This window comes from Lysinibacillus sp. GW823-FHT06C08 (assembly GCF_058795135.1).
The window spans coordinates 23131-36976 of record NZ_JBXAHN010000017.1 but is presented as its reverse complement, the minus strand read 5'-3'; the positions used below and the strand labels follow the sequence as shown (position 1 = coordinate 36976).

Here is a 13846-nt window from a genome sequence, read left to right as displayed (position 1 = left end):
GATTTTTTTGTGAAATGAACAAAAAACCCCGAATAGGGTCACTTTTTAAAGTGTCCACTATTCGGGGTTCAGTTCATTTCTTTGCTACATGGTTTTTTAAATGGAGTAATCTTCGGGGATAAAGACCTTTAATTGCTTCGGCCTAACAAATACATGATCGCCCACTTCAAGCTGAAGGTGAAGGAACTGTTCTTTTGATAATTCTGCCTCTAAAAATTCATCTAAATCTTCACGGCGTAGCTCAATTTGAACAATAGGCCCCAACAGATGGATATGATTGATTTTGACGGGAACCGTACCTGGAATACTTACCTTTTCTATTTGTATATCATGGGGGCGTACATAACCAATCACATTATCTTTTGTATGTGATTGTACATCAGGTACATCCAGTGCAACTTCTCCATGCATCAGCTTACCGTTATGTAAGCGTCCTTTAAAAAGATTAACGTTCCCTAAAAAATCATAGACAAATGGACTTTTGGGATGTGTATACACTTCATCTGGACTCCCAATTTGCTCGATTTTGCCATTGTTCATGACAACAATACGATCTGCCACATCCAATGCCTCCTCTTGATCATGCGTAACAAATATACTTGTAATATGAAATTCATCATGTAACTTTCGTAGCCAGCGACGCAACTCCTTGCGAACTTTTGCATCAAGTGCCCCAAATGGCTCATCTAGCAGAAGAACTTTCGGCTCTACTGCAAGTGCTCTTGCAAGTGCCACACGCTGTCTTTGACCACCTGAAAGCTGTGTAGGATAGCGGTCAGAGAAATTTTCGAGTTTAACTAATTGTAGCAATTCTATCACTTTGTCTCGTATCTCTTGCTTAGTAGGTCTAGTTTTCCGAGGGCGAACCTTTAGGCCATAGGCGACATTTTCAAAGACTGTCATATGACGAAATAGGGCATAATGCTGAAACACAAAGCCTACATTACGTTCCTTTGGATGCCGGTCCGTCATGGAATGTCCATCAAAAAAAATATCACCCGTATCGGCGGTTTCCAGCCCTGCAATGACACGTAATAGAGAGGTTTTTCCTGATCCAGAGGGGCCAAGCAATGCAACAAGCTCCCCTGACTGAATATGAATAGAAATATCCTCTAATGCTTGAAAAGATCCGTATATTTTCGAGACATTTTGAATTTGTATACTCATGTTGATCATCTCCTTTTAACTAGATTTGGACTTCCATGCAATGATGTCTTTTAAAATTAATGTAAAGATAGCTATGACACTCATTAAGGATGCAACAGCAAAGGCGGCTGAAAATTGATATTCATTATAGAGAATTTCAATATGAAGGGGCATTGTATTTGTCATGCCTCGTATATGGCCAGATACAACTGAAACAGCACCAAATTCTCCTATTGCTCGTGCGTTACACAAGATTAGACCATAGAATAAACCCCATTTAATATTGGGTAAGGTGACATACCAAAATGTCTTAAAGCCACTTGCACCAAGTGAAATCGACGCCTCCTCCTCAGACGTACCCTGTGCTTGCATTAGAGGTATTAGCTCACGAGCAACAAAGGGCAGTGTGACAAATATAGTCGCAAGCACAATGCCAGGTAGGGCAAAAACAATTTTAATATCATTGGTGAATAACCAATCACCAAATAATCCCTGCGATCCAAATAGTAAAATAAATACCAAACCTGCGATAACAGGGGAGACCGCAAAAGGTAAATCAATAATGGTTAGTAAAAGATTTTTCCCCTTAAAATTAAATTTTGTAAGGGTCCATGCAGCCATTACGCCAAAGATTACATTTAGAGGTACGGCAATCGCTACAACTGTTAAAGTGAGTTTAATAGCAGCTAATGCATCTGGATGTGTGATAGCTGCCAAGTAAACATCAACACCTTTTTGAAAGGCTGTAATAAAAATTGAAGCTAATGGCAGGACGATAAAAAAAGCTAAAAAGGCTAATGCAATAAATGTAAGCGCATAGCGAATAACACGAGGCTCCTGTAAGGCGGCAGACTTAGACACCTTATTTTTTTCAGTACTAGCCTGTTGAATAAATGTTGATTGTTCCATATAGCTCCTCCTAATGTACAAACCGACGATTGGCTAGCCATTGTATGACGTTAATGGTTAATAATAAAATAAATGAAGTAACAAGCATTACTACTGCAATTGCAGTGGCACCAGCATAATCGTATTGCTCAAGTTTAGTCATAATAACTAAAGGGGTAATTTCGGTTTTCATCGGCATATTTCCAGCGATGAAAACAACCGAGCCATACTCTCCTAGAGCACGGGCAAAGGCTAATGAAAAGCCCGTTAATATGGCTGGTAGCAACTCTGGTAAAATCACCTTACGAAAGGTTTGTAAACGATTGGCTCCAAGGCTAGCTGAAGCCTCCTCGACTTCAGCACTAATATTTTGCAATACTGGCTGTACTGTCCGTACAACGAAAGGGAGACCAATAAAAGTTAAGGCAATTATAATACCAAGGGGCGTAAAGGCAATTTTAAAATCAAAAAATTGGCCAATCCAACCATTGGGGGCATAGAGCGATGTTAAAGCAATCCCTGCTACAGCAGTAGGTAAAGCAAAGGGTAAATCTACTAATCCATCAATCATTCTTTTAAAAGGAAACTGGTAGCGAACCAGAACCCAAGCGATAATTGTACCGAAAAGTACATTTAATAGACCTGCAATGAGGGCTGTGCTGAAGCTCACTTTATAGGAAGCAACAGCACGAGGATCAGTGATAATATCGAAAAACGCAGCCCAGCTTAAGGACATCGTATGGAAAAATATCATAGAAAGTGGTAATAACACTAGTAAACTAACATATAACATCGTATATCCAAGAGATAGGTAAAAGCCTGGAATAATACGACGTGATTTTTTCGTCAGGGTTAAACTACTCATCAAAACACTCCTTATTGTGGCAAGTAGATTTCATCAAAGGTACCACCGTCTTTAAAGTGAGTTGCTTGTGCTTTTGTCCAGCCACCAAAATCATCGATAGAAACAAGTTCAAGCTGAGGGAATTGGTCTTTATATTTAGATAGAACAGCTTCATTGCGAGGTCGGTAATAGTTTTTGGCAGCAATTTCTTGACCTGTATCGCTATATAAATGCTGTAAATATGCCTCTGCCACTTCGCGTGTTCCTTTTTTATCAACGATTTTGTCAACAACCGCCACTGGTGGCTCCGCTAAAATACTTAATGATGGGGTAATAATCTCGAATTCATCCTTCCCTAATTCATGAAGTGATAAGTAAGCTTCATTTTCCCATGCAATTAAGACATCCCCAATTTTTCGTTCCACAAAAGTTGTGGTAGCACCTCGGGCACCGGAATCTAGTACTTCAACATTGCTGTATAGTGATTTCATAAATTCTTTTATTTTTGTTTCATCGTTGTTATATAACTTTCCCGCATATCCCCAAGCAGCTAGGTAGTTCCACCGTGCACCACCAGATGTTTTAGGGTTAGGGGTAATGACGGATACGTCTTTTTTGATGAGATCATCCCAATCTTGTAAATTTTTCGGGTTGCCCTTGCGTACTAAAAAGACAATAGTGGATGTATAGGGAGTAGAGTTATGGTCAAATTCTGTTTGCCAATCTTTATTTAGCAGTTCACGAGTTTGGGCAATTTCATCAATATCATAGGCGAGAGCAAGCGTGACAACGTCTGCTTCGAGGCCATCAATCACTGCTCTACCTTGTTTTCCTGAGCCTCCATGAGATTGTTTAATCGTGACATCCTGCCCTGCTTCATCCTTCCATTTTTTTATAAAATCTTGATTGAACTCATCGTAAAGCTCGCGTGTTGGGTCATAGGATACATTTAATAGCTCTACTGATTCTTGGCCACCTGTATCTTCATTTGAGTTAGCACTACTACATCCTGTTACAGATAAAGTTAATACAGCAAGCAGTGCCAAAGATTGAAAGACATTGTTCCTTTTCTTCATTCCATTTCGCTCCCTTTCTGGCTAAAGAATGCAAAAAGCCATCCCCTATAACGATAATTCGTCATTGGTAGATGGCCTTCAGATCCTCTGATCAGCATTTTGGTATTTGTAGATAATACATTAAACATATATTTCCTATTAGTCAACAAGGAATTGTGGAATGTTGAAAATAAGGGTGATTTACCTAGCTATCATTTATCTTATGCAACTAAGAGTGTCAAAAATGGGTTTATTGCATAAGATATTTCAAAAACCTAGTTGACTGCTTGGTGTACTTTAGTATATATTTGGTAATAAGAAAAAACGATTATAGAACGAGGTAGCAATTACTAGTGAAAAATCGTTGAATAATGAGCTGGCTAGTCAAACTAGAGGCGTTTTAACAAAGACATGTTTTTGGGTGTCTTTTGTTAGAACGCCTTTTTTCGCTATGAGGGGGATTCAATGTTAACACATGCAAATTGGCAAGAACCAAACATTAATTTTCAGGTTGATGAAACGTATAAGGGAGCATTAGAGGTTTTACAGTGGAGCTATCAAGAGTATGGGAATGAAATTGTCTATGCCTGTAGCTTTGGGATAGAGGGCATAGTTTTAATTGATCTCATTTCAAAGGTAAGACCAGATGCAACCATTGTCTTTTTAGATACAGATGTCCATTTTAAAGAGACCTATGAAACGATCCAGCGAGTAAAGGAAAAATATCCACCATTAAACATTGTGATGAAAAAGCCTTCACTTACACTTGAACAACAAGCGGCCCAATATGGTGATGAACTATGGAAGTCAGATCCAAATCAATGCTGTGCTATACGCAAGATTAAGCCTTTACATGAAGCCCTTTCAGGTACAAAGGCTTGGATATCCGGTTTACGTCGTGAACAATCGCCATCACGTCAACAGACAAATTTTCTTAATCGTGATGATAAATTTAAGTCGATTAAAGTTTGCCCACTTATCCATTGGACATGGAAGGATGTTTGGCGATATGTCTCAAAACATAATTTGCCATACAATCCTTTGCACGATCAAGGCTATCCAAGTATCGGCTGTGAGCATTGTACGAAGCCGGCGTTTACGATGGATGATTTACGTTCAGGTAGATGGCAAGGCTCAGGCAAGACGGAATGTGGGTTACATGAATAAAGGAGTAATGCCATGCTAGAATATTTCGCCATAGCTATTAGTTTATTTTTTGCAATGAATATAGGTGCAAGTGGAGCAGCGGCTTCAATGGGAGTTGCTTATGGGGCCGGAGCTATTAAAAAGGCTTGGCAAGCATTATTGTTATGCGCAATAGGCGTTTATAGTGGAGCGGTTTTAGGCGGAGGAGAAGTAGTCAAAACGATTAGCTCGGGCATTATGCCTCAGGAATATATTACGGTGAAAATTGTCATCATTATTTTAATTTCTGCAACGAGCAGTTTATTTTTTTCCAACCTTCTAGGCATCCCCTTATCTACGAGTGAGGTGACCGTCGGTGCAGTCGTTGGTGTGGGAATGGCTTATAAAGTGCTATTCGTTCAATCTTTACTTGTCATCATGTCCTTTTGGGTTATCGTCCCACTTATAGCTTTTGTTATAGCCCTTATATGTGGAAAGTTGTTATATAAATTACAACATAGGGGGCTACTAAAAGATCATCCAATTTTAACGGTTCTACTCGTATTAGCAGGATTTTTTGAAGCCTTTTCGGCAGGTATGAATAATGTTGCCAATGCAGTTGGACCGCTAGTAGGTGCTGGCATGATGGATGTTACTATCGGCATTATGCTTGGGGGTGCCTTTGTCGCTATAGGAGCCATCCTACTTGGAAAACGAGTTCTTGAAACAAACGGAAAAAAAATTATGCGGTTTCAAAAGGCAGAGGGTATTTTAATTTCAAGTACGGGTGCGCTCCTTGTTGGTATAAGCTCCATTTTTGGACTTCCAGTGCCACTAACGCAAGTAACATCTTCCTCTATTATCGGAATGGGTATGGCAAAGAACGGAAAACAAATTTTCCATAAGCATATTGTGAAAAAGATTATTCGTATATGGGTTGTATCCCCAATTTTTTCATTAGCCATTTCTTATTTTTTAGTGCAGTTATTTTTAGAAAAAGATCTTTATGCGATTATTTTGAATGGCAGCATTATCGTTGGAACGCTTGGAGTTATTAGTTTAATGCGTACAATGCGAGAGGAAGAGCAATCCATATATGATGCAGGAGAGGGTATTTAATTACACTAGTGTTACAACATCATTGATCTTTCATACATTTCAACTATTAAACTTAGTATTTAACTAGAATTAGGAGGAGATTATATGAGTTTACAACCACATGGAGGGTTTCTTGTGCAAGCTTTCCATCCCGAAAAGGAGATGTCATCTATTCATAAGGAGATTGAACTGGATGCCATTTCTTTGAGTGATTTAGAGTTAATTGCCATAGGTGGCTACAGCCCTATCGAAGGCTTTTTAACACAAGCAGATTATGAATTTGTAGTGGAAAAAAGTCGATTAGCATCAGGTATAGTATGGAGTATTCCAATTACCCTCCCTGTGACGAAAGAGAAGGCAGCAACATTACAACCTGGCGAAGAGGTAAAATTAGTCTACCAAGGTGAAACTTATGGCGTTATTCAGGTAGCTGATATTTTTGAGCCGAATAAGCGAACAGAGGCATTACTTGTATATGGTACTGAGGATCTCGCACATCCTGGCGTTCACAAGCTACATGAACGTCCTGCCATATATGTCGGAGGGAAAATTACTCTAATCAAACGTCTGGCACAAAAGTTTCCTACCTATTCATTTGATCCGGTGGAAACCCGTCAACTATTTGCTTCAAAGGGTTGGCAAACCATTGTTGGCTTTCAAACGCGTAACCCGGTGCATCGAGCGCATGAATATATCCAAAAGGCAGCACTTGAAACGATTGATGGTTTATTTTTAAACCCTCTTGTTGGTGAAACAAAGTCGGATGATGTGTCTGCGGCTATCCGCATGGAGAGCTATAAGATTCTATTAAAAAATTACTATCCTGAAAATCGTGTGCAATTAGGAGTGTTTCCGGCTGCTATGCGTTACGCAGGACCAAGAGAGGCCATTTTCCATGCACTTGTAAGAAAAAATTATGGCTGTACACATTTTATCGTCGGTCGAGATCATGCCGGTGTAGGGGATTACTATGGCACGTACGATGCACAAAAAATCTTTGAACAGTTTACGGAAGATGAATTAGGGATTGTTCCATTAAAGTTCGAGCATAGTTTTTATTGTCAGCAATGTGAAGGAATGGCTACAACAAAAACTTGTCCACACGATAGCTCTGCCCATATTATTTTATCAGGAACAAAAGTACGAGAGATGCTACGTAATGGGGAAGTACCACCAAGTACATTTAGCCGTAAAGAGGTAGTAGATGTATTAATAAAAGGCATGCAAAAGGAGGTAGTCAAATGAGTTCGAATATTGTTTGGCATGAAGCCTCCGTTACAAAAGAGGAGCGTCGATCCCAAAATAAACATCAAAGCTTTATTTTATGGTTTACGGGCTTGTCTGCTTCAGGAAAATCATCTATAGCCAATGCGTTTGCCCGCCAATTATATGAAAGGGGCAACCAAGCCTTTGTATTGGATGGCGATAATGTCCGTCATGGCTTAAACAAGGATTTAGGTTTTGAGGAGGCAGGACGAAAAGAAAATATTCGTCGTATAGGGGAAGTTTCGAAGCTTTTTATAGAAAGTGGTCAAATTGTATTAACGGCATTTATTTCTCCTTATCGAGAAGATCGTCAGGTGGTCCGTGCACTTGTTGAAGATGGTGAATTTATCGAGGTCTTTGTAAAGTGTTCAGTAGAAACATGTGAAAAACGGGATCCCAAAGGCCTATATAAAAAAGCGAGAAAAGCAGAAATTGCTAATTTCACTGGTGTTAGCGCCCCTTATGAGGAACCAGAAAACCCTGAAATTATTTTAGATACTGAACATCATACGATAGAAGAATGTGTGCAACAGTTGACTAGTATTTTAACTTCCAAAGGGTATATATAATAAACAAATAAAAAAATCTGCTCGTTCAGAACGATTGAGCAGATTTTTTATATGTCTTATTGTGTGTCCTGTTCTTTTTTCATTCTGTCAATTTCAGGGCCTAATTCATCACGTACTGTCCCTTTCCAAGGCTTGACACCAGCAATATAAGAGGAGCGAGTCATAATATGTCCTCCAACAGGGCCAGTGATGAAGAGGAACAGTATTCCTAGTAATATACGTGGATTAAAATGATCTTCGATTAGCCAAAAGTGAAAGAATACACCAATTAGTACACACATGACACCAAGTGTAGCACTTTTTGAGGCAGCATGTGCTCGTGTATATAAATCAGGTAGGCGGATAAGCCCAATAGCTGTGACGACAATAAAAAGTACTCCAATAGAAATGAAAAAGATAACTAAACTATTAGCGAGAATTGTCACGTTTAATGATATCTCCTTTCTCTATGAATTTAGAGAAAGCAACTGTACCGATAAATGATAAAATCGCTAGCAATAAAATAATCTCAAGGAAGAAGCTTGTTTCCACTAAAATCGAAAATAATCCAATCAAGGAAATAAGAGAGACACCAAGTGAATCTAAAGCGACTACACGGTCAGATGCAGAAGGTCCTTTGATCATCCGATAAATGACCGCAATCATCGATAAGCAAATCACTACAATGACCGTTATAATAAATGTTGTCATGATTTACTCACCTCCAAAATCGCTTTCTCAAATGAATCTCGAATGGAAGCAACAGCCTCATCCACATCATTAATATCAATAGCATGTACATATAGTGTTTTAGCATCATCCGATACATGTACGACTACAGTTCCTGGCGTTAAAGTGATAAGACTGGATAATAATGTGATTTCCCAGTCTTCTGTTAATACAGTAGGATAAGCAAAAAAGGCAGGCTGCATGTCCAATTTAGGCTTTAATACTACCTTCAGGACTTGCACATTCGCTAATACTAATTCTTTAAAGAACAGCAAAGTTAATTTTAAAAGGGCCCATAGGCGGTAGACATAAAGACGAGATCTAAAAAATCTTCGCATTATTATGAGTAAAATGATGCCCATTAAGAACCCAATAATAAAGCCGGTTGCTGTGTAATTAGAGGATAGGAACATCCATACGAAGGCAAGTACAAAGTTTAAAATCATTTGAAATGCCACAGCGTTAATCCCCCTTCATCACAGCATCTATATAGATAGATGGATCATTTAAAAGTTTTGCTGCATCGTCCATAAATGGCGTCATCCATTCGGAACCAACACCATATGCGACAGAAATAAGTACTAAAAGGGCTGAGGGCATAAACAGCATTTTGTAGATAGATTTGTCAACGATGCCCTTCGTTTCTTTTTCCTCGCCCCAAAAGGCATAGATGAAGATACGAATTACGGATAGTAGAACGAGCAACGAGGACGCTAATATGAAAATACTACTCCACATATTACCCGCTTCAAAGCCACCTTGTACAATCAATAGTTTGCCAACAAATCCGCTAAGTGGTGGAATTCCGGCTAAGCCAAATGCTGCAATTAAATAACACCAACCAAGTGCCGGGTATTTTTTCATCAGACCACCCATCTTCCGCAAATCAGATGTACCAGTAATGTAGATGATTATACCGATTAACATAAAGAGTGCTGCCTTTATGAGCATATCGTGTACTAAATAAAACATTGCTCCCTTTAAGGAAGCTTCATTCATTTGTGAGACACCAAATAAAATAACCCCTACGGCGATGACAATATTGTAGATAATAATAAGTTTGACATCAAAGTAAGCGAGTGCCCCGATGCATCCAGCCACAATTGTAGCAATGGCAAGTACCATCAATAGATCATGAGTATAGGATAAATCGTGTACAAAGAATAATGTATAGGTACGTGTAATCGCATAGACACCTACCTTTGTGAGCAGTGCACCGAATAATGTTAGTACAGGTATAGGCGCCGCTGCATACGAAGTAGGAAGCCAAAAATACAATGGGAAAATGGCTGCTTTTAATCCAAATACCATTAAAAAGAGTACAGCTATAACGGTAATGATACCTGGTTGATTGATTTCAGCTATTTTAACGGCAATATCAGCCATATTCAATGTTCCTACAACCGAGTATAAAAAGGCTACAGTAATGACAAATAGGGCAGACGAAATAACATTAATTAAAATATATTTAATCGATCCTTTCAGTTGCCCTTTCTCGCCACCTAGGACGATCAGTAAATAAGAAGCCATTAATAATACTTCGAAGAAAACGAATAAGTTAAAAATATCACCTGTAGTAAAGGCCCCATTAACCCCAGTTAAAATAAACATGATTCCAGGGTAATAAAAGAATCGTTCACGTTCCTTCGTAATAGAACCAAAGCCATACCAAACAACAAAAAAGGCAATTAACAATGTCGTTGTCACGAGCAATGCGGATACCATATCAGAAACCATTGTAATGCCATAAGGAACTGGCCAATCTCCGAAAGTGACCTTTTGGATACCATCATGTTTCACTTTCATTAGAAGTGAAACGGCAGTGATCAAGGAGATCCCGATTCCAAGTAATGAAAATGTTCGTTGATACATTAAATTTTTTTGCCCAAACATTAAAATCATACCGAAGAAAAACGGAATGATGATAGGCAGCAGTAGGAAGTTATTCATCCTCATCACTTCCTCTCATTAAGCTAATATCATCAGTTTGCAGCTCCTGATAGGAACGATATGCCAGCACTAGGAAAAACGCCGTGACGCCAAAGCTAATTACAATAGCAGTTAAGATCAGTGCCTGAGGTAATGGATCTGCAAAAGTTTTGGCTCCTTCGTTTAACACGGGTGGAGCCTCACCACCAAGACCACCCATCGTTAATATAAGTAGATGAGCACCATGACTTAAAAGTCCTGTACCAATAATAATTCGTAATAAACTTTTTGATAAAATTAAATAGACAGCTGCCATAAAGAGGAAGCCAATGACAAAGGCCATAATTATTTCCATTATTCATCCTCTCCAATCGTTTGAATAATGGTCATCGTAACACCGACAACAACCAGATAGACACCGCTATCAAAAAGCATAGCCGTGTGTAAAGACTGTTTGCCTAGAAGCGGTAAATCAAAATAATCAAAGAAATGAGTAAAAAAAGGTTCGCCCACAAACATAGGGAATGCTGCAGTAGCAAGGGCTAATAATAAACCAATAGCCGTTAAATACGTGTAATTAATAGGTAAAATATGGCGTACAGTACGGATATCAAACGCTAACACTAATAGCACGATGGCACTGGAGGTTAAAAGCCCTCCAACAAAGCCACCACCCGGCGTGTAATGACCTGCTAAAAAAATATGAATGGAGAAGAAGAAAATAATGAAGAATACAATTTTAGCCGTAAATTGTATTATCACATCATTTGTTTTCATGTGTTTTCTCCTTTCTATTCATACGCAATTTAATCATTGCAAAGATAGCCATTCCAGCAATAGCGAGTACTGTAATTTCAAACAATGTATCAAAGCCACGATAGTCTACTAAAATTACGTTGACAATATTTCCTCCGCCCGCTAAAGAGTAAACGGTTTCCTCATAGTACTTAGAAATAGTAGGAATGAGTTTTTGCGAATGAGCAGATAGTGCGACAAGTGTTACCATGACACCTACTGCAATGGATATAACAGCTCGATTTAATTGAAATCTCATACGCTCTTCTCGTTTACCAAGCTTTGGCAAATGGTAGAATGCCAATAAGAAGAGGGCAACAGATATGGTCTCAATAACAAGCTGTGTTAAGGCTAAATCTGGTGCATTAAAAATAACAAAGAATAATGCTACCGTATATCCAACAGAGCCAAGACCTATAATGGCGGTTAACCGCGATTTAGCAAGTATGGTGATAGCTGTTCCAATTAATAAAACCACGACTAAAATAATTTCATAGGGTCTTATCGGAGCGGTCCCTTGGAATGAAAGACTAAAGGCATTTTTCACAAAAAGCGAACCAATGACGATAACAGCAATACCACTAAACATATAGAGTAAATAATGACGCATTGAGCCCGTCATATAGAGTCGAGAGAGGCGATTTAAGCCAACATCTAACCCCTGCATAATTTTGTCATAAGCATTATTCAAAGTGAAAGCCCTTGGGAATCGCTGATACATTCCTTGCCATTTCGGTAGTGAAACAAATAGCAGTACCCCAATAATGATAATTCCTATCGTCATGAGAAGTTCTGGGTTGACCCCATGCCAAGCTGCTACATGTATGTCAATATCTTGTGGTGTTTCGTATAAAAATGGCTGAATCGCTAGAACAGCCGGTTTGACAAATGTATCACCAATAAAATTCGGGATAAAGAATATGAACACAACTAATCCCGCTAAAAGCATTGGAGAAACTAGCATTCCAATAGGTGCCTCATGTGGTTTATGAGGTAATTGCTCTGGTTTGTAGTTGCCATTAAATGTCCGGAAAACAAAATAAAAGCTATAAATAAATGTGAAAATACTAGCAATCCAAGCGATGATTGGGAAGAGCACTCCCCAAGTATCAAAGCCAAAGAGCTCAAACTTTTGAAGGGAGAGCATGGCTGTTAAAAACATTTCTTTACTTAAGAAGCCATTAAATGGTGGAAGACCAGCCATCGATAAGCTTCCTATCGCCGCAACTGTAAAACTGATAGGCATAATACTCATTAACCCACCCAATTTTCGAATATCACGCGTTCCTGTTTCATGATCGATAATCCCAGCAATCATGAATAGGCTACCTTTAAATGTTGCGTGATTAATGAGATGGAAGATCGCAGCAAATGCCGCGAATTTAATGGTATCTACTGATTCATTCGCATGAAACGCCACTGCGCTTGCCCCAAGTAGTGACATAATAAGTCCAAGTTGACTAACTGTCGAGAAGGCTAGAATTCCTTTTAAGTCCGTTTGCTTGACTGCAAAGAAGGAACCCCAGAATAAAGTTAAAATACCTATACCTGTTACAAGCCATACCCAGAGCTCAGAGGCCGCAAATATTGGGGTAAAGCGTGCTACTAAATAAATACCTGCTTTGACCATCGTGGCAGAATGTAGGTATGCACTGACTGGTGTAGGTGCTTCCATTGCATCTGGTAGCCAAATATAGAATGGGAATTGTGCAGATTTTGTAAATGCTCCTAGAAGTAATAAAACAAGCGACCATGTAAATAAAGGTTGATCAACTAGATTCGGTGCCATAATAATTAGCTCTCGAATGGAATAAGTTCCACCCATTAAGTAGAGAAGCACAAATCCACCTAGCATCATTAAGCCGCCGCCGACTGTTATCATCATTGATTTTAGTGCGCCAAGGCGTGATGCATCACGGTTATACCAATAACCAATGAGCAGGAATGATGAAATGGACGTTAATTCCCAAAAGAAATACAGTGTAATTAAATGATCTGACTGTACTACTCCAAGCATGGCAGACATAAATAACAGTAAGTAAACATAAAAATTATGTAATTTTTCTTTATGTTTATCTAAATAAAAAATGGAGTAGAGGACAACTAAAGATCCGATTCCAGTAATTAATAGCGAGAATAATAAGCTAAGGCCATCCAAATAGGAGACGAAGGAAATATCAAGCGATGGAATCCAAGGAAGTTTAGCGGTAAAAACTCCACCTTTAGCTACTTGTGCAATATAGGATGCATAAATAACTACGAGCGTAGCTGGAACAGCGAGAACAAACCAGCCAGTATGAATATTTTTTATGCTTTTATATAAAAATGGTACGAAGATTGCAGCAAGCATTGGAATGAAAATATAAAGTACTTGTAACAAAAAAACCCTCCTTTATGCAGGTAAGTAAATCAATTATAACGTA

15 protein-coding genes are annotated in these 13846 nt (G+C 38.8%); 4 read left to right on the top strand and 11 right to left on the bottom strand.

Annotated features, from left to right (window positions below; genetic code table 11):
* Nucleotides 1–96 precede the first annotated feature (96 nt).
* Genes AC1Q6O_RS22460 through AC1Q6O_RS22445 form a run of 4 tightly spaced genes read right to left on the bottom strand, consistent with a single transcriptional unit; the run spans nucleotide 97 to nucleotide 3954 of the window.
* Nucleotides 97–1167 (bottom strand): sulfate/molybdate ABC transporter ATP-binding protein, encoded by a 1071-nt coding sequence (locus tag AC1Q6O_RS22460; RefSeq protein WP_090003344.1) that lies wholly within the window; start codon nucleotides 1165–1167, stop codon nucleotides 97–99.
* A gap of 15 nt (nucleotides 1168–1182) precedes the next feature.
* Nucleotides 1183–2055 (bottom strand): sulfate ABC transporter permease subunit CysW, encoded by an 873-nt coding sequence (gene cysW / locus AC1Q6O_RS22455; RefSeq protein WP_089986179.1) that lies wholly within the window; start codon nucleotides 2053–2055, stop codon nucleotides 1183–1185.
* A 10-nt stretch (nucleotides 2056–2065) separates the two neighbouring features.
* Nucleotides 2066–2899, bottom strand: a complete 834-nt coding sequence (cysT, locus tag AC1Q6O_RS22450) for a sulfate ABC transporter permease subunit CysT (protein WP_008178107.1) — start codon at nucleotides 2897–2899, stop codon at nucleotides 2066–2068.
* Between the two features lie 11 nt (nucleotides 2900–2910).
* The gene (locus tag AC1Q6O_RS22445; protein ID WP_492402243.1) at nucleotides 2911–3954 is read right to left on the bottom strand and encodes a sulfate ABC transporter substrate-binding protein; all 1044 of its coding nucleotides are present in this window, start codon (nucleotides 3952–3954) and stop codon (nucleotides 2911–2913) included.
* Nucleotides 3955–4398: 444 nt separating this feature from the next.
* On the opposite strand from AC1Q6O_RS22445, the gene AC1Q6O_RS22440 reads away from it, so the two are divergent.
* From AC1Q6O_RS22440 to cysC, 4 genes are all read left to right on the top strand, one after another.
* A complete protein-coding gene (locus AC1Q6O_RS22440; protein WP_008178112.1) occupies nucleotides 4399–5100 on the top strand; it encodes a phosphoadenylyl-sulfate reductase in 702 nt (233 codons plus the stop codon).
* A gap of 12 nt (nucleotides 5101–5112) precedes the next feature.
* The gene (gene cysP / locus AC1Q6O_RS22435; protein WP_089986177.1) at nucleotides 5113–6177 is read left to right on the top strand and encodes a sulfate permease; all 1065 of its coding nucleotides are present in this window, start codon (nucleotides 5113–5115) and stop codon (nucleotides 6175–6177) included.
* Between the two features lie 84 nt (nucleotides 6178–6261).
* Nucleotides 6262–7401: a sulfate adenylyltransferase gene (sat, locus tag AC1Q6O_RS22430; RefSeq protein WP_089986176.1), complete on the top strand. Its 1140-nt coding sequence runs from the start codon at nucleotides 6262–6264 to the stop codon at nucleotides 7399–7401.
* Nucleotides 7398–7991, top strand: a complete 594-nt coding sequence (gene cysC / locus AC1Q6O_RS22425; protein ID WP_008178117.1) for an adenylyl-sulfate kinase — start codon at nucleotides 7398–7400, stop codon at nucleotides 7989–7991. The genes sat and cysC overlap by 4 nt, the downstream gene beginning before the upstream one ends.
* 56 nt (nucleotides 7992–8047) lie before the next feature.
* Here cysC and mnhG read toward each other — a convergent pair whose 3' ends face one another.
* The 7 genes from mnhG to AC1Q6O_RS22390 are packed head-to-tail and all read right to left on the bottom strand — an operon-like array spanning nucleotide 8048 to nucleotide 13803.
* Nucleotides 8048–8416, bottom strand: coding sequence for a monovalent cation/H(+) antiporter subunit G (gene mnhG, locus AC1Q6O_RS22420; protein WP_008178118.1), 369 nt, complete (start codon nucleotides 8414–8416; stop codon nucleotides 8048–8050).
* Nucleotides 8400–8681 carry a Na(+)/H(+) antiporter subunit F1 gene (locus tag AC1Q6O_RS22415; protein ID WP_008178119.1) on the bottom strand — a complete coding sequence of 94 codons (282 nt, stop codon included), beginning with the start codon at nucleotides 8679–8681 and terminating at the stop codon, nucleotides 8400–8402. Before AC1Q6O_RS22415 ends, mnhG begins: the two co-directional genes overlap by 17 nt.
* On the bottom strand, nucleotides 8678–9157 hold the full coding sequence (locus AC1Q6O_RS22410; RefSeq protein WP_008178121.1) for a Na+/H+ antiporter subunit E: 480 nt from the start codon (nucleotides 9155–9157) through the stop codon (nucleotides 8678–8680). The genes AC1Q6O_RS22415 and AC1Q6O_RS22410 overlap by 4 nt, the downstream gene beginning before the upstream one ends.
* A 4-nt stretch (nucleotides 9158–9161) precedes the next feature.
* Nucleotides 9162–10649 carry a Na+/H+ antiporter subunit D gene (locus AC1Q6O_RS22405; protein ID WP_008178123.1) on the bottom strand — a complete coding sequence of 496 codons (1488 nt, stop codon included), beginning with the start codon at nucleotides 10647–10649 and terminating at the stop codon, nucleotides 9162–9164.
* Entirely contained in the window at nucleotides 10642–10983 is a 342-nt protein-coding gene (locus AC1Q6O_RS22400) for a Na(+)/H(+) antiporter subunit C (protein WP_008178124.1), read from the bottom strand. The genes AC1Q6O_RS22405 and AC1Q6O_RS22400 overlap by 8 nt, the downstream gene beginning before the upstream one ends.
* Complete coding sequence (locus tag AC1Q6O_RS22395) at nucleotides 10983–11405, bottom strand: Na(+)/H(+) antiporter subunit B (RefSeq protein ID WP_008178127.1); 423 nt, start codon at nucleotides 11403–11405, stop codon at nucleotides 10983–10985. The genes AC1Q6O_RS22400 and AC1Q6O_RS22395 overlap by 1 nt, the downstream gene beginning before the upstream one ends.
* A complete protein-coding gene (locus tag AC1Q6O_RS22390) occupies nucleotides 11392–13803 on the bottom strand; it encodes a Na+/H+ antiporter subunit A (protein WP_107922472.1) in 2412 nt (803 codons plus the stop codon). Before AC1Q6O_RS22390 ends, AC1Q6O_RS22395 begins: the two co-directional genes overlap by 14 nt.
* Nucleotides 13804–13846 lie beyond the last annotated feature (43 nt).

Coding starts and splice junctions, on each gene's coding strand:
- AC1Q6O_RS22460 (WP_090003344.1), bottom strand. CDS start 1,167: ATGAGTATACAAATTCAAAATGTCTCGAAAATATACGGATCTTTTCAA.
- cysW (WP_089986179.1), bottom strand. CDS start 2,055: ATGGAACAATCAACATTTATTCAACAGGCTAGTACTGAAAAAAATAAG.
- cysT (WP_008178107.1), bottom strand. CDS start 2,899: ATGAGTAGTTTAACCCTGACGAAAAAATCACGTCGTATTATTCCAGGC.
- AC1Q6O_RS22445 (WP_492402243.1), bottom strand. CDS start 3,954: ATGAAGAAAAGGAACAATGTCTTTCAATCTTTGGCACTGCTTGCTGTA.
- AC1Q6O_RS22440 (WP_008178112.1), top strand. CDS start 4,399: ATGTTAACACATGCAAATTGGCAAGAACCAAACATTAATTTTCAGGTT.
- cysP (WP_089986177.1), top strand. CDS start 5,113: ATGCTAGAATATTTCGCCATAGCTATTAGTTTATTTTTTGCAATGAAT.
- sat (WP_089986176.1), top strand. CDS start 6,262: ATGAGTTTACAACCACATGGAGGGTTTCTTGTGCAAGCTTTCCATCCC.
- cysC (WP_008178117.1), top strand. CDS start 7,398: ATGAGTTCGAATATTGTTTGGCATGAAGCCTCCGTTACAAAAGAGGAG.
- AC1Q6O_RS22415 (WP_008178119.1), bottom strand. CDS start 8,681: ATGACAACATTTATTATAACGGTCATTGTAGTGATTTGCTTATCGATG.
- AC1Q6O_RS22405 (WP_008178123.1), bottom strand. CDS start 10,649: ATGAATAACTTCCTACTGCTGCCTATCATCATTCCGTTTTTCTTCGGT.
- AC1Q6O_RS22400 (WP_008178124.1), bottom strand. CDS start 10,983: ATGGAAATAATTATGGCCTTTGTCATTGGCTTCCTCTTTATGGCAGCT.
- AC1Q6O_RS22395 (WP_008178127.1), bottom strand. CDS start 11,405: ATGAAAACAAATGATGTGATAATACAATTTACGGCTAAAATTGTATTC.